This is a genomic window from Psychrobacter sp. NPDC078929 (genome assembly GCF_050267985.1).
Classification (GTDB): Bacteria; Pseudomonadota; Gammaproteobacteria; order Pseudomonadales; family Moraxellaceae; genus Psychrobacter.
In genome coordinates this window covers 1-14,464 of sequence record NZ_JBNNFX010000007.1, presented here as the reverse complement: position 1 = coordinate 14,464, position 14,464 = coordinate 1, and the positions used below count along the sequence as shown (strand labels likewise).

The 14,464-nt window shown below is 42.9% G+C and carries 14 protein-coding genes; 10 read left to right on the top strand and 4 right to left on the bottom strand.

Annotation, left to right across the window (positions count from 1 at the left end; translation table 11 throughout):
- The first annotated feature begins 1 nt into the window (after position 1).
- The 5 genes from folK to yjgA all read left to right on the top strand — a co-directional run bounded on the left by folK (position 2) and on the right by yjgA (position 3,983).
- Positions 2-523 carry a 2-amino-4-hydroxy-6-hydroxymethyldihydropteridine diphosphokinase gene (folK, locus tag ACQKCG_RS05490; RefSeq protein ID WP_101204610.1) on the top strand — a complete coding sequence of 174 codons (522 nt, stop codon included), beginning with the start codon at positions 2-4 and terminating at the stop codon, positions 521-523.
- A 111-nt stretch (positions 524-634) separates the two neighbouring features.
- Positions 635-1,435, top strand: a complete 801-nt coding sequence (panB, locus tag ACQKCG_RS05485) for a 3-methyl-2-oxobutanoate hydroxymethyltransferase (protein ID WP_102093341.1) — start codon at positions 635-637, stop codon at positions 1,433-1,435.
- A 66-nt stretch (positions 1,436-1,501) separates the two neighbouring features.
- On the top strand, positions 1,502-2,404 hold the full coding sequence (panC, locus tag ACQKCG_RS05480) for a pantoate--beta-alanine ligase (RefSeq protein WP_102093343.1): 903 nt from the start codon (positions 1,502-1,504) through the stop codon (positions 2,402-2,404).
- Between the two features lie 51 nt (positions 2,405-2,455).
- Complete coding sequence (gene rapZ, locus ACQKCG_RS05475; protein ID WP_102093344.1) at positions 2,456-3,421, top strand: RNase adapter RapZ; 966 nt, start codon at positions 2,456-2,458, stop codon at positions 3,419-3,421.
- 49 nt (positions 3,422-3,470) lie between these two features.
- The gene (yjgA, locus tag ACQKCG_RS05470; RefSeq protein WP_057757930.1) at positions 3,471-3,983 is read left to right on the top strand and encodes a ribosome biogenesis factor YjgA; all 513 of its coding nucleotides are present in this window, start codon (positions 3,471-3,473) and stop codon (positions 3,981-3,983) included.
- 183 nt (positions 3,984-4,166) lie between these two features.
- On the opposite strand, the gene ACQKCG_RS05465 is transcribed toward yjgA, so the two are convergent.
- A complete protein-coding gene (locus ACQKCG_RS05465) occupies positions 4,167-4,787 on the bottom strand; it encodes a thiol:disulfide interchange protein DsbA/DsbL (RefSeq protein WP_102091399.1) in 621 nt (206 codons plus the stop codon).
- Between the two features lie 505 nt (positions 4,788-5,292).
- Between ACQKCG_RS05465 and ubiG the strand changes: the two genes are divergently transcribed.
- The 4 genes from ubiG to ACQKCG_RS05445 all read left to right on the top strand — a co-directional run bounded on the left by ubiG (position 5,293) and on the right by ACQKCG_RS05445 (position 8,226).
- Positions 5,293-6,120, top strand: a complete 828-nt coding sequence (gene ubiG, locus ACQKCG_RS05460) for a bifunctional 2-polyprenyl-6-hydroxyphenol methylase/3-demethylubiquinol 3-O-methyltransferase UbiG (protein ID WP_371548556.1) — start codon at positions 5,293-5,295, stop codon at positions 6,118-6,120.
- Positions 6,121-6,187: 67 nt separating this feature from the next.
- Positions 6,188-6,898 carry an HAD family hydrolase gene (locus tag ACQKCG_RS05455; protein ID WP_101204604.1) on the top strand — a complete coding sequence of 237 codons (711 nt, stop codon included), beginning with the start codon at positions 6,188-6,190 and terminating at the stop codon, positions 6,896-6,898.
- A 75-nt stretch (positions 6,899-6,973) separates the two neighbouring features.
- A complete protein-coding gene (locus ACQKCG_RS05450) occupies positions 6,974-7,810 on the top strand; it encodes a YciK family oxidoreductase (RefSeq protein WP_427585226.1) in 837 nt (278 codons plus the stop codon).
- Between the two features lie 149 nt (positions 7,811-7,959).
- Positions 7,960-8,226 (top strand): DksA/TraR family C4-type zinc finger protein, encoded by a 267-nt coding sequence (locus ACQKCG_RS05445; protein ID WP_101204603.1) that lies wholly within the window; start codon positions 7,960-7,962, stop codon positions 8,224-8,226.
- Between the two features lie 77 nt (positions 8,227-8,303).
- On the opposite strand, the gene ACQKCG_RS05440 is transcribed toward ACQKCG_RS05445, so the two are convergent.
- Positions 8,304-9,569 carry a CobW family GTP-binding protein gene (locus tag ACQKCG_RS05440; protein WP_101204712.1) on the bottom strand — a complete coding sequence of 422 codons (1,266 nt, stop codon included), beginning with the start codon at positions 9,567-9,569 and terminating at the stop codon, positions 8,304-8,306.
- 67 nt (positions 9,570-9,636) lie between these two features.
- On the bottom strand, positions 9,637-10,395 hold the full coding sequence (gene ompR / locus ACQKCG_RS05435) for a two-component system response regulator OmpR (RefSeq protein ID WP_101204602.1): 759 nt from the start codon (positions 10,393-10,395) through the stop codon (positions 9,637-9,639).
- 378 nt (positions 10,396-10,773) lie between these two features.
- Here ompR and ACQKCG_RS05430 point away from each other — a divergent pair, with 378 nt between their 5' ends.
- Positions 10,774-13,320, top strand: coding sequence for a Tex family protein (locus tag ACQKCG_RS05430; RefSeq protein ID WP_134292305.1), 2,547 nt, complete (start codon positions 10,774-10,776; stop codon positions 13,318-13,320).
- Positions 13,321-13,435: 115 nt separating this feature from the next.
- Here the strand turns inward: ACQKCG_RS05430 and ACQKCG_RS05425 are convergent, their stop codons facing one another.
- Positions 13,436-14,014, bottom strand: coding sequence for a hypothetical protein (locus ACQKCG_RS05425; protein WP_101204600.1), 579 nt, complete (start codon positions 14,012-14,014; stop codon positions 13,436-13,438).
- Positions 14,015-14,464: the final 450 nt, after the last annotated feature.

Sequence of the window (14,464 nt, the reverse complement as noted above, 5' to 3'; positions counted from 1 at the left end):
TATGGATAATAGTACAGATAATAGTAACTGGGTTACCTGTTATGTGGGCTTGGGTAGCAACCTCGCTAATGAGCTAGGTTCACCTACCGATCACTTGCAGCAGGCGCTTGCAATGATGCAATCACATGAGCAGGTACGTGAGGTAAGTGTCTCTTCTTTTTACGCTTCAGCACCGATGGGTCCGCAAGATCAGCCGGATTTTGTTAATGCAGTAGCTGGTTTTGAGACAACGTTTCCCCCTTATGAGCTGCTTGCTTTTTGTCAGCAGTTAGAGAGTATGGCCAAGCGGGCACGTTTGCGCCGTTGGGGTGAACGTAGTCTGGACGTTGATATTTTGCTATACGGCGAGACACAGATTATTGATCCAATACTGACAATACCGCACGCTGGTTTAAGTGAGCGCAATTTTGTCTTAATACCACTGCGAGAGTTGGCACCAAACTTAACCATCGCCGGTAAGTCGATAGGTGACTATTCCCAAAGTCGTGATTGGACAGGTTTAACATTACTATCAAGCGATTGATTATAAGTAAATGATGCTGAGTGATAGAAGATTGGTCTAAAACATCTCGATCATAGCTAGAATAGTAGCAGTATTGATAATCAAAGGCATTGCAGATTAATTGAGGGTCATATGACGACATTATCTACTCTAAATAAGTTTAAAAAAGACGGCACCAAGTTCACGTGCTTGACCTGTTATGACTCGATGTTTGCACGAATGATGGAAAAAGCCGAGATTGATACGATTTTAATTGGCGATAGCTTGGGCATGGTTGTACAAGGCCATGACTCAACACTACCTGTGACAGTCAACGATATGGCTTATCACACTGCCAATATTGCTCGTAGCAACAAACACGCGTTGATATTGGCTGACCTGCCGTTTATGAGTTATGTGACACTACCAGAAGCCGTCGCCAATAGCCGCACATTAATGCAAGCAGGGGCGCATGTCATAAAAATCGAAGGTGGTAGCGAGCTGTGTGAATTGGTAACGACCTTGGCGCAAGCAGGTACACCAACTTGTGTGCATCTTGGTTTGACTCCGCAATCAGTCAACGTATTTGGCGGTTATAAAATTCAAGGTCGCGGTGATGAGGCGGCTAATAAACTGCTTGCCGATGCCAAAGCAGTCGTCGATGCTGGTGCTGCATTACTAGTACTAGAATGTGTTCCAGCCGCGCTTGCAAAAGCCGTTACTGAAGCTGTTGCCGTGCCAGTTATTGGTATTGGTGCTGGAGCCGATACTGATGGTCAGGTACTGGTGATGCATGACATGCTAGGTATGGCGCATGGCCGAGTGCCACGTTTTGTCCATGACTTTTTAACTGATGAGCGTAATAGCGCACACAGTATCGAAGGTGCTTTTGCGCTCTATCAGCAGTCAGTACGCGAAGGTAGTTTCCCGACTGAGCAGCAACAATTTAGCTGATTTTGACGTTATTAAAGTTATTTACGCTATTGAACAACAGAACGTTTGAATAGAAGAAAAGTAATCATGTCTCCAATTATTTATCATGATATCTCGTCACTACGTGAAGCGCTTCAGCCTTATCGTGGTCAGCAAAGTGACAAACAAGGCCGTCAGCAGCGCATTGCGTTAGTACCAACGATGGGTAATCTGCATGACGGTCATCTTGAGCTAGTAAAGATTGCCAAACAGCATGCAGATGTAGTGGTGGTCAGTATCTTCGTTAACCCCACTCAGTTTGGCGTTGGGGAAGATTTTGACAGCTATCCGCGTACACTAGATGCAGATGTGGCTAAGCTTGCGACAGTGAATGCAGATTACGTATTTGCACCTAGTATTGATGCAATGTATCCAGTATTACCACCACCTACTGCTGTATTAGCTGGTGCTGTTGCCAATCAGTTATGTGGTCAATCACGTCCTGGACACTTTGATGGTGTTGGTATTGTTGTCGCTAAACTATTCAATATCTTACAACCAGATGTGGCAGTATTTGGACAAAAAGACTATCAGCAGCTTGCTATTATTAAGCAGTTGGTACGTGACTTGAGTTATCCTATTAATATCATTGGTGCGCCTATTGTTCGTGCTGATGATGGCTTAGCGCTATCATCTCGTAATCAATACTTAAGTGCAAATGAGCGTCAAGTTGCCCCTGTATTACATCAAGCATTGCAAGAATTAGCGCAGAGTTTGAAAAGTACGGCTCTTAGTCAGCAAGCATTTGATAAGCTATTAGTAGATACGCGGACACGTATTAGTGACGCAGGTTTTATTATTGATTATCTGGAAGTAAAGACTGAGGAGTTAGGTTCTGTCGTAAGTGACTCTAAAACCTTTAATACAGAGAACAAAAACATCGTTATTTTAGTTGCAGCATGGCTAGGAAAGGCGCGTTTGTTAGACAATCAATTGGTAGTGGTAAATTAGCTTTTATGACGTAGCAGTAGACTAGATACAATAGACTTGGATGAGTAGATCATGGGTGTAAGTCAGGATCAAAATAGTAATGCGGCAGCAACGATAGCGGATCAGACGTCTACGAATAAGCTCAGTATACTGGTGGTCTCAGGGCGTTCAGGATCTGGTAAAACCTCAGTATTGAATATCTTAGAAGATCTAGGCTATTACTCTATTGATAATCTGCCGCTGTCTTTGTTACCTAATGCCGCTCATAAACTGGTCAATGAAAGCGGCATTCATCGTATTGCGCTGGGTGTCGATATTCGAACGCCACGTGCTGATTTATCTAACTTTGCAGTAACGTATGCTTCTCTCAAGGAAACTTATGGGTCTCATGCGGTACAAATTTTATATGTGACTGCACAAGAGAGTACGCTGATAGCCCGTTTCAATGCGACACGCCGTGTACATCCGCTAATGTCTCAAGATATTGATAGTGACAATGCTAAGCATATTGCCTTTAATTTACCTGCTGCTATCAAAAAAGAAGTTGAGCTATTAGAGCCAATTGCTGGTCATGCTGATATTAGGATTGATACCAGTAGCCTAAATATTCATCAGTTAAAAGACAGCTTGCGTGAACACATAGGCATGGACAATCAGATTGTCATCAATCTACTGTCTTTCGGTTTTAAATACGGTAGCCCTATCGATGCTGACTTTGTATTCGATGTTAGAATTTTACCGAATCCGCATTGGAACCCTGAGTTACGTGACTCGACAGGATTGGATACCGAAGTAGGCGCATTCTTCTCAGATTATCCAGAAGTAGCAGAAATGATGAATGACATTGATAAGTTTTTAACTCGTTGGCTACCAGAGTTTTTGCACAATAATCGTCATACGGTCACAGTTGCCATAGGCTGTACGGGCGGAAAACATCGCTCTGTTTTTATCACTGATCATCTACAACGCCGCCTTGCTGACGCCATGCCTAAAGGCGTGAAGGTATTGGCAAAACACCGCGAAAAAAGTCGTTGGTAGTGATGTCAGATACTATTTAATTTATTAATTATTATTTTGGAAAGCTTTTATGATTGACTGGAAAGAACAGGATATGCGCGTCTCGCGCACAGAACTCAAAAAAGCCCATGAGCGCTTACAGCAGTTATCTATACCGCTTGCTAGCTTATCGAAAAAACAGCTAAAAGCTTTACCTGCCAGTGATTATTTTATGGCGGAGCTAATGGCACTTGCTGATATTACCAGTGCCAATGCCCGCAATCGTCAGACCAAACGTGTTGGTAAGCTGATGATTGAAGAAAATCGCCATGAGCTGATAAAGGCGTTATTTGATGCCTTCTTTCCTAAAGAGCAAGTCTCAAAAATAGAGAGCTGGTACGAGCGTCTAAATATCAATGATGAAGGTACGCTCAAGCAGTTTGTGAAGCAATATAAAGCTTCTGAGCACCACAGTATGTATCAGTTGCTGTTGTGGATAGAATATGCCAAACATATGCAAGACGATGAGTTGCTAGCAGAATCTAAAGCAGATTTGGCGAGTTATATTCGTGAAGTGGCTATTTTGTCGCAGCTGAAAAAATAATACCTACACCAAGCTAGAAGGTTATTAATTGAAAGATTATTAGTTGACAGGTTAGTAGTTAAAAAATGAATAGCTAAAATGTTAAGATGCAAAAAAGCCAATCAATTTATGATTGGCTTTTTTGTGCATGACGTACGGATGTACTGTGCGTTATGTCTATTATTCAAGTATTTATTGCTTGAGTTATTTCTTTTCAGCACGGGCTTTGTCGACCAAGTAGTCGACGACTTTAGGTACTTTAGCACTCTCACCAGTGACTACATATTTGCCTTGCACCACCACAGCTGGTACGCCAGAAAGCTGATAACGTTTAGCGCCTTCTTGTGAGCGACCAATTTTTGTACCAACAGCGAATGAGTTATATAGGCTGTTAAATTTCTTTTCATTCACGCCTTTTGACGCGTACCATTTGCTCAATGATGATTGATCAAACAGTTTTTTACCATCTTTGTGGATAGCATCAAATAATGCAGAATGAGTTTTGTCTTCGAACCCTAAAAGCTGAGCCGCATAAAAACCGCGTGCATTGGCTTCCCAAACAGGGTTAAGTGCCGCTGGTGTTTTGAAGAATACGACATCTTTGTCTTTAGTCTTTGCCCATTTTTCCATATGCGGATCAAGCACATTACAATGTGGGCAACCATACCAAAAGAATTCACGAACAATGATAGCATCACCGCTGATTTTCTCTGGGTTGTCTAGCACACGGTAATCTTTTCCAGCGACATAGTCTGCAGCTTGTGCGCCCATAGAGGCAAGTCCAATGGCCATGGCTAGACCAGTCAGTGTGATGACACGTTTCATACTTTATCCTTGAGGTGTGGAGACTTAGAATGGGTTAAGAGGTTTGTGTCTATATGGTTGTTAAACATGTGACACTTTAAAATATATAGCTTTTAAAGCGTCTAAACAAGACAGTGTCGAGTATAATCGAACAATAGCAAAGTATCGACTATGATAACGTAAAATGTATGTACTTGTGAATCGCATTCTTAACCGATAGTTGTAAAGCTGTTAGCTATTATTTAAGGTATATTGCTTGTTACTTTTTGAATCTACTGTTTCTCAAGTGTCTGCTTTATTTCTATATGGAACTTAAGAGATTCAAAAGTATCAGAATGCGATATTGTCACAAGGATACGTATCTTTTCTATATCAAGATACTGCCCAAAAAACAGGGTAAAGTTTAAGCCTATTCACAATCGCTGACGATGTGCTTACGACAAAACTGCTACTCTCATGCTAATATTAAGCACATAATCATGCACTGTAAACGATAATAACGATAGTGACAATCAAGGAATATACCATGAGCTCTGCTTTAAATTCTTCATCAACTTCAAATGATCAAAATAATAATAGCGCTTTCAATAGTACAGAGTCTACCACCATCAACGTAGATCCTAGCGAAGTCGAAAAATTTAATAACTTGGCGAGTGAGTGGTGGAGCAACACAGGGGCGTTTGCAACGCTACACGAGATCAATCCATTACGTTTAAACTGGATAGAAGAAAACGTCAAACGTGGCTATCAAAACGATGCTAATAAAACCACTGAGCAAGGACTTTCTGGCAAAAAAGTACTCGACGTAGGGTGCGGCGGCGGAATATTGTCAGAATCTATGGCACGCCGCGGTGCTGATGTGACAGGAATTGATTTAGGTACAGAAAACCTAAAAGCTGCTGCGTTACATGCAGAGCAAAGCCAGTTAGAGAATACGCTTCGCTATCAGCATATACCTGTTGAAGAGTTAGCAAAAACGCAGGCTGGTCAGTTTGACGTGGTGACTTGCATGGAGATGCTAGAGCACGTGCCAGATCCTAGTTCGATTGTGCAGGCTTGTTATGAGTTGTTAGCTCCTGGCGGTGTCTGTGTACTATCAACGATTAATCGCAATCCTAAGTCTTATCTGTTTGCCATCGTTGGTGCAGAGTATGTACTGCGGTTGCTTGATCGCGGCACCCATGACTATGCCAAATTTATCACGCCAGCAGAATTAGACAAAATGGCACTCAATACTGGATTTGTTCGTCAGGATATTATCGGTTTGCATTATAATCCGCTGACCAAACGCTACTGGCTTGCCCAAAATGTCGATGTTAATTATATGATAGCCGTACAAAAGCCATTGGTTTAATGCTGCACGCAGCCATTTATTTGCCATACTTTCACTAAACACGTCATCAATCTCAAGAGCATTCACTATGACCCAATTTGTAAAAGCTGTTTTATTTGACCTTGATGGGACATTAATCGATACTGCTGCTGATTTTGTTCGTATCATTGGTAAAATGAGTCTCGAAAATGACTGGCAGGCACCGCCTGAAGCGGAAATCCGCGAGCAAGTCTCTGCGGGTGCCTCGGCCATGGTGCAATTGATGCTAAGACATAACGATCAACTCGAAGTCAGCGAGGAAGCATTGCTTGAGTTTCGTCAGCAGTTCTTAGATGATTATGAAGCAGATATCTGTGTCGATAGCTGCGTGTTTCAGGCGCTTGAAGCGGTACTGACTGAACTTGAAGCAAAGGGTGTGCCGTGGGGTATCGTTACCAACAAGCCGCGTTATTTAGCTGAAAAGCTATTAAGTGAGATGCAACTGGATCAACGCTGTGCGGTTTTGGTCTGTCCAGATGACGTATCACGTACCAAACCAGACCCAGAGCCAATGTACATGGCGCTAGAAAAACTCGGTATTCCGCGAGGGGCTGCAGGCTGCGTACTTTATGTCGGTGACCATGTACGTGATATTGAAGCTGGCAACGCTGCTGGCATGCCAACGATTTTGGCCGCTTATGGATATATTCCACCTGAAGATCAAAAGTCTTTGAAAAAATGGGGCGCCGACTATATTACGGATACGCCTGAGCAGCTAAATAAATTGCTGCTATCGTCTGGTAAGTTTGAGTATTTATAGACTGCTATATATCACCAGATTTACAACCATAAGCACATATCCTCAACGATTTAATGATAAGTAGTGAGTAATGCCATGAGTGACAATAATAATCAACCAGTCGATCCACAAGACAATAAAAAAACGGTTCAAAGTCCTATTCAGCCTTTGACTCATGATGATATTCGTAGCTTTGTACCGTCAAGTAACTGCTTAGATGGTAAGACTATTTTGGTGACTGGAGCAGGGGATGGTATTGGCCGCGTTGCGGCATTGACCTATGCTCGTTATGGCGCCACTGTCTTATTGTTAGGACGCACTAGCAGCAAGCTTGAATACGTCTACGATGAGATTGAGAGCCTTGGTGGTAAGCAGCCTGCTATGTTGCCGATGAATCTAGAAGGGGCGACTTACGCTGAAATGCAGCAGCTCGAAGGGTTAATCAATAAAGAAGTCGGCCAGTTAGATGGCATATTGCATAATGCTGGTGTATTAGGACAACTGACGCCGCTTGAGATGTATGACGTCGATACTTTTGCCCAAGTGATGAAAGTCAATTTCACAGCGACTTTTATGCTGACTCAAGCGCTATTGCCATTATTGAAAGATGCTGACCATGGCTCTGTTGTCTTCACCTCTAGCACGGTAGGTACACATCCTCGCGCATTTTGGGGTGCTTATGCACTTTCCAAACAAGCAGTAGAAGGTATGAGTGATATCTTTACTCAAGAGACGCAGAACACAACCAATCTACGTTTTAACTGCGTTAATCCAGGTGGCACTCGTACCAATATGCGTGCGCATGCTTATCCAGGTGAGAACCCTATGAGCTTAAAAACACCTGAAGATATCATGGCAGGCTATGTCTGTCTGATGAGTGATGAGAGCATTGGCGTACGCGGTCAAGTCATTGAGCTACAACCTAAAGATTAGTAGCAAAGTTTGTAAATCGATTACGTCATTCTTTATTGACGGTTTTATACACTATCGCAGGTTGCAATTAACCATAGCTAGCCCCATCTATTTGTTATTAAAGACATTTGTATTGTCTAATTATAATGAATAAAAAATAGGATAAGATTATGGCAGGTGGCTGGTCAAGAGATGGTGCTGAGCACGAACAAATGGATGCAACTGTAAATGATGCATTGGAACGAGCGCGACGTTCGTTACCGACAGGTGTGAGTGCCGAGCTGTGTGACGAATGTGGTAAGCCTATTCCAGAGGCACGGCGACTGGCAGTGCCCGGTATTCAACATTGTGTTAGCTGTCAGACGGAGCTTGAGCAGGAAGCAAAAGCAGCTGAGCTGTTTAATCGCCGTGGTAGTAAAGACAGTCAATTGCGTTAAAAATAGTTAGTTGCGTTGAAAAGAAAGTGCGGACATTGCTAGCTAAAATAGCAATGTCCGCACTTTTTTGTCTGTTTCTATATAACCAGTGCCATCAGTTCGCGATCGCACTCTTCCCAATCTATCCATATTGATGACGCTTTGGCATCATTCTCAGTTTCTTCTATATCTGTATTGGCAGCATTTGTATCGACAGCATTGTCTAATTGCAAAATAATTTCCAATCGACTATCCGTCTGTGGGTCGATGGTTTTGGTGGTTAGACTACCAGGGTTAAAATTGATCTGCATCCAGCCGTCAGAAGTATGTACCACGCCTTTGATACGTTGCCAGTTTGGCAGTGCTAATAACCAATCCTGTAAATCGTTAGCGTTTAGTATGTAGTGAGCGGGTAGTCGCCATCCAGCCAATTGAAAATCTTGCTGCTCTTCATGGTAGCGATAGGGCAGATCACTATTAGCACTGGTCTGAGGATTGGCCTGAGCCTCGCTCTCATCGGTAGATGAGCTCGATGATGGCGCAGCTGCTAAAGAATTGACTTGAGACTGTACACCAATCATCGATTTTTTAGGATTAGAGATACTGACTTTTCGTTGATTCGAAATGATAGAGCTGGGCTGATTCAGTTGGTCGTTCAACGTGGTCAAGTATGCCTCTGCTACAAGTTTATTTGCTACAAACTTATCTGATGAATGGACATCTGATGAGTCTGTTGTCTCAGATGCCGTTAGTCCTGATGCCGCCCAAATAATTTTTACTTGTGAATTTAGCTTGGTTATCCATTCTACCAAGGTTTGTTTTTCGCTAGTATTTAATTGGGTATAACGATTGATTATCAGCACATCGGCATCACGGACATGCGCTTGAAAACCATCATGGTCACGATACTTAATCTGTTGCCACTGCTCGCCACTCAGTACGGTTATCACCGCATTCATTTTTAGGGCAGTTTGCCAGTGCGGCGCACTAAGTTGTAGTATCAGCTCACGTGGATGTGCCAACCCTGTGGGCTCAATGAGTAATCGCTGCGGATGATGCTCACTGAGCAGACGACTGATTGCAATTTGCAAGGGTAGCTGACTGGTGCAGCAAATACAGCCACCACTAATCTCACGAATGGCAATATTTTTTTGGTTAAGATCGTTATCTTGGGAGCTTGCCAAGAGTGCGCCATCAATACCGATACGGCCAAACTCATTGATTAAGAGGGCCCAGCGTTCGTCATCAGGTTTCGAGGCCAGTAACTGATTAATTACGGTAGTTTTGCCAGCACCTAAAAACCCTGTCACTAATGTGCAGGGTGTGTTTTGAAAAATAATTGGGTTTTTCACAGGTATGCTCATCATATTGGCACGTGTTTGTGAGTAACCAAACACGGCCTATATTAAAAGAAATTAGATCAGTTAAAAGCTATTCACTTTTGATGGTTTCTGCGTCAGCTTCATCAGGAACGAATACATAACCAACGCCCCACACGGTCTGGATATAACGCGCTTGTGAAGGGTTGTCTTCAATCAGGCGACGCAGACGTGATACTTGGACGTCGATAGAACGCTCCATCGCACCCCATTCACGACCACGAGCAAGGTTCATCAATTTATCGCGGGTCAATGGCTCACGTGGATGCTGTACGAGCGCCTTTAGCACTGAAAACTCACCTGTTGTCAAAGTGACTACGTTACCATCGCGTTTGAGCGTACGAGTCGATAGATCTAATGTCCATGGACCAAACTCGACCACTTCCATTTGATGACTTGGCGCACCTGGCAACTCACGGTTTTGACGACGTAGTACAGCTTTGATACGAGCCAATAGCTCTTTTGGGTTAAAAGGCTTAGGCAGATAATCATCTGCACCCGCTTCTAGACCTGCGATACGGTCAGCATCGCCACCTTTGGCAGTCAGCATAATGATAGGAATATCTGCATTGTCTTCACGCAAACGCTTACAGATACTGATACCGTCTTCGCCTGGTAGCATCAAATCGAGCACGACTAAAGAGAAAAGCTCACGTTGCATGAGTTTGTCCATTTGACTGCCATCATGAGCAGTACGAACGACAAAACCGTCGTCTTCTAGGAAGCGTTGCAACAAAGAGCGCAGACGAGCATCGTCATCGACGACTAAAATACGCTGAGTTAACGTGTCAGGGCTGTTGTTATCAGTCATACAGGCATCCTTTTATAAAAATTATTGTTATCAGAAACTACAAGTAAATAGCTATGAGCAAAAACACTGCCACTAATTATCATTATTTAATTATTGGTTATGAATAAGCACTTCATAAAATTAAAAACTATTGTTCAATATGTCAGCACATATCAATATTTGTGTTATTGATACTTTAGTGTATAAGATTGCACCGAGAATTGCATCACCCATGATAATAAATGCTGTATGCGTTTGTTTAACAAGTCCATAGGATGTGTGATATAGAACGATTTGCGTCCTAAAATGCGCAATAAATAACGAAAAGATAAAAAGGATTTTTATTCATGCAGCTTTTGCTATAATGCAAAGCTACATTTCTCAACGATTGATACGTATATGAGTAGCACTGATACCTTAACGTCATCTCAAACCTCGACAAATGCACAGGTTTTAGATGCAACCACACACGCGAATATTCACGACAAGCTTGCTCGCGCGCTTGGCATTAAGACTGCTCAAGTCAATGCGTTTGTCAAACTTTATGATGAAGGCGCGACGGTTCCTTTTATTGCGCGTTACCGCAAAGAAAAGACTCAGAATCTTGATGATGCGCAGCTACGTGCTTTAGAGAAGTCGCTTAATTATGAGCGTGACATGGCAACACGTCGCCTCAAAATTACTGAGCTGCTAAGCACACAGGGCAATCTGACCGATGAGCTACAGACGCGTATCGATAATGCGACGTCTAAGCTTGAGCTTGAAGATATCTATCTGCCATATCGTCCGCGTCGTCGTTCACCTGCTGCCAAAGCTCGTGCCGCTGGTCTTGATACTGCTGCCCAAGCGGTCTTGACCCAAGAAATCACCCCGACGGATGCATTGGCTGATTATCAGATCCAGTCAAGTATCACTGATGACAGTGGTAATGAAATTGAGGTTGATTTTAGCGATATCGGAAAACAGCTCGCTGGCGTACAAGCGATTATCGTTGATGAATGGACACAAGCATTGGGTTTGTTGGACAACTTACGCAGTGGTTTTGCCAAAACTGCCAGTATCGTATCGAGCGTTGCGAGCGAAGAAAAGCGCGAAGTTGGCGAAAAATTCAAAGATTACTTTGAGCATAGCGAAAGCCTTGCTCGACTGCCAAATCATCGCCTATTAGCGATGTTGCGCGGTCGTCAAGAAAACGTCTTGGTTCTAAAAATTGAAGGCGAAGATGCACCGTTTATCGAAAAAATCATCAGCCATTTCGACGTCGATGCCAAAGCCCCAGCAGCATGCCGTGAGTTTTTGGCAGAGGCAGCCAGTAGCTTGTGGAAAGACAAATGGCGTCCGCATATCGAGCATCGCCTATTAACTGAAAAGCGCCTAGCCGCAGAAGCGGATGCGATTGATGTGTTCGCTAGCAACTTACAGCATTTGCTAATGTCTGCACCTGCAGGTCCTAAAGTCATCCTAGGTGTCGATCCTGGTATCCGTCATGGCGTAAAAATGGCTATCGTCGATGCGCAAGGTCATGTCATGTCAGATAGCGAAGAGAAGCCTGTCATCGCGACAGTGTATCCATTTGCACCTGATAATAAGATGGATGAAGCTAAAAAAGTCATCGATGAGCTATTAAGCACTTATAACGTTGATTTGGTCGCTATCGGTAATGGTACGGCAAGTCGCGAAACAGATGCGATGATCAAAGAGATTTTGTCTGCGAACGATGCACTAAAAGCCAAAGCCGTCATTGTTAATGAGTCGGGTGCGTCTGTTTATTCAGCGAGTGAACTTGCTAGTGATGAGCTGGGCAATCTAGACGTTTCTGTACGTGGCGCGGTTTCTATCGCGCGTCGCTTGCAGGATCCATTATCAGAGCTTGTGAAAGTTGATCCAAAAGCCATTGGCGTTGGTCAATATCAGCATGACGTCAATCAAAACCAGCTTGCAGACAGTCTTGATAAAGTAACTCAAGATAGCGTGAATGCGGTGGGTGTGGATGTAAATACAGCCAGCCCAGCTATTTTGGCTCACATCGCAGGTCTTAACCGCAATGTGGCGCAGCAAATCGTCACCTATCGCAAAGAGCATGGTGCATTTTATAGCCGTGAAGCGCTCAAAAACGTCCCGCGTCTAGGCGCTAAGACATTTGAGCAGGCAGCTGGTTTCTTGCGTATTCATAATGGTAGCAATCCATTAGATGCCACTGGTGTGCATCCAGAGAGTTATGCATTGGTTGATAGCTTACTCGCACAAGCGGGCAAGCCGTTGTCAGAAGTTATCGGTAATGATGGCGTGTTAAATACTATCGATACGACTACACTGGCTGCTAATGACGATAATGTCAGCGTAAAAGCGATTATCGAAGAGCTTGCTAAACCTGCTCGTGATCCTCGTCCTGAATTTAAAACAGCCAATTTCCGTGATGACGTCAATAGTATCAAAGATTTGAGCGAAGGCATGACGTTAGAAGGGGTAGTCACTAACGTAACGGCCTTTGGTTGTTTCGTTGATGTCGGTGTGCATCAGGATGGCTTGGTACATATCTCGCAGATGGCCAATGACTTTGTCGCCGATCCTATGAACCGTGTCAAACCTGGCGATATCGTATCGGTACGAGTTATCTCTATCGATGAAAAACGTGGTCGTATCGGCTTTAGCATGAAACCTGAATCTGAAAAACCTGTCCGTACTGATGCCAAGTCTACGACAGCTAGTACAGATGGCGAGAAAACCAGTCGTCCACGCAATAATAACGCAAATAGTGACCGTCCAAATAATAACCGTCCAGCTGCTGACAAACGTCCGTCTAAGCCACGTGGTAAGCGTCAAGATAAAGATAACGCGAGCAATCGTAGTAAGCCGGTGAAAAATGATAAAGCTGAAGCCCCAAGTAAAATGGGTACACTTGGTGCTTTATTACAAGAAGCTGGCGTGACTAAAACTAAGAAATAAATGCTGCTAAAAATAGCTAAAATTTATAGTTTGGTATAACAAAAAAGGCAGCCATATGGCTGCCTTTTTATATAAGTAATACGCTTACAAACTAATGAAATAAACTACTATCTGCTTAGCGTGATACAGCGATACGACGGTTTTCTTTGAACTGTACGTTTGCTGGCTGAGTAGCTAATAACTCACCACGCTTGTCTTTTTTCTTTTCTTGCAACGTACTAGCAGCATCTGCAACTTTATTCTCAGTAGCCGCTTCACCAGCGATTAAAGGCTGATAGTCTGCATTACTGTGTTGCATGTTAGGCGCTTGAGCGTTCTGGACAGGAGCCTGAGCAGTTGTAGCAGTAGTCATTGCTGGCGCATTGGCTGTTGCTTGAGCGTTATTCCTCAAAGCTGCATTGTCATCGCTTGCTTCATTATCCATATCGTCAGTTTCGTCGTTCATTTCATCTGCTTCGTTACCCATGTCCATATCGACATCAGCAGTATTTGACGCTTCGACATCTACAGTGCCAGGTTGAGTCGCGAGCAACTCACCATCAGGACCTTCTATTTCGGCTTGCACAGTGCTCTCGACAGGAGTATTACGCATATCTGCTGGCATTAGATCGCTATTGTTAACGGGTGCCGCCATTGCCATAGTTGGTAATACAAGGGTAGCGCCGACGATTAGTGATAAAACATTTTTTTTCATTATAAAACTCCATGATACATAATTAGCAATAGTTAAAAACGGTAACTCATATCCAATGATGAGCTGTTTTTATTTAAAGGTATCTATAAATACTGTATGCAAATTATCAACGATGTAGTTTATATTTCAGTAGCAAACTCATTAAGGTTCTAACAGTTTAATGTTTTCTTGTGACGTTATGAAACTGCCATACCTAGAGTCTAGCTGATATTTTAATTTTTAGATTTTTTAAAAAATCATTAGTAACAAAGGTTGATTGTGTTATTAAAGCTGTTAATAAGTGAGTCTGTTAATTATGAAGATCTATCAATGTCTTTAGTATTCAAAATATAAATATTTGATTGCTTGTAGTTGTTATAGTCACTGCACTACAAAAGAGTTATGTTTTGGATGAATATCATAAAACAATTTAGATAAGTCATTTTCCATCCAACCTTGGCGTAAAAACTT

Coding starts and splice junctions, on each gene's coding strand:
- folK (WP_101204610.1), top strand. CDS start 2: ATGGATAATAGTACAGATAATAGTAACTGGGTTACCTGTTATGTGGGC.
- panB (WP_102093341.1), top strand. CDS start 635: ATGACGACATTATCTACTCTAAATAAGTTTAAAAAAGACGGCACCAAG.
- panC (WP_102093343.1), top strand. CDS start 1,502: ATGTCTCCAATTATTTATCATGATATCTCGTCACTACGTGAAGCGCTT.
- rapZ (WP_102093344.1), top strand. CDS start 2,456: ATGGGTGTAAGTCAGGATCAAAATAGTAATGCGGCAGCAACGATAGCG.
- yjgA (WP_057757930.1), top strand. CDS start 3,471: ATGATTGACTGGAAAGAACAGGATATGCGCGTCTCGCGCACAGAACTC.
- ACQKCG_RS05465 (WP_102091399.1), bottom strand. CDS start 4,787: ATGAAACGTGTCATCACACTGACTGGTCTAGCCATGGCCATTGGACTT.
- ubiG (WP_371548556.1), top strand. CDS start 5,293: ATGAGCTCTGCTTTAAATTCTTCATCAACTTCAAATGATCAAAATAAT.
- ACQKCG_RS05455 (WP_101204604.1), top strand. CDS start 6,188: ATGACCCAATTTGTAAAAGCTGTTTTATTTGACCTTGATGGGACATTA.
- ACQKCG_RS05450 (WP_427585226.1), top strand. CDS start 6,974: ATGAGTGACAATAATAATCAACCAGTCGATCCACAAGACAATAAAAAA.
- ACQKCG_RS05445 (WP_101204603.1), top strand. CDS start 7,960: ATGGCAGGTGGCTGGTCAAGAGATGGTGCTGAGCACGAACAAATGGAT.
- ACQKCG_RS05440 (WP_101204712.1), bottom strand. CDS start 9,569: ATGAGCATACCTGTGAAAAACCCAATTATTTTTCAAAACACACCCTGC.
- ompR (WP_101204602.1), bottom strand. CDS start 10,395: ATGACTGATAACAACAGCCCTGACACGTTAACTCAGCGTATTTTAGTC.
- ACQKCG_RS05430 (WP_134292305.1), top strand. CDS start 10,774: ATGAGTAGCACTGATACCTTAACGTCATCTCAAACCTCGACAAATGCA.
- ACQKCG_RS05425 (WP_101204600.1), bottom strand. CDS start 14,014: ATGAAAAAAAATGTTTTATCACTAATCGTCGGCGCTACCCTTGTATTA.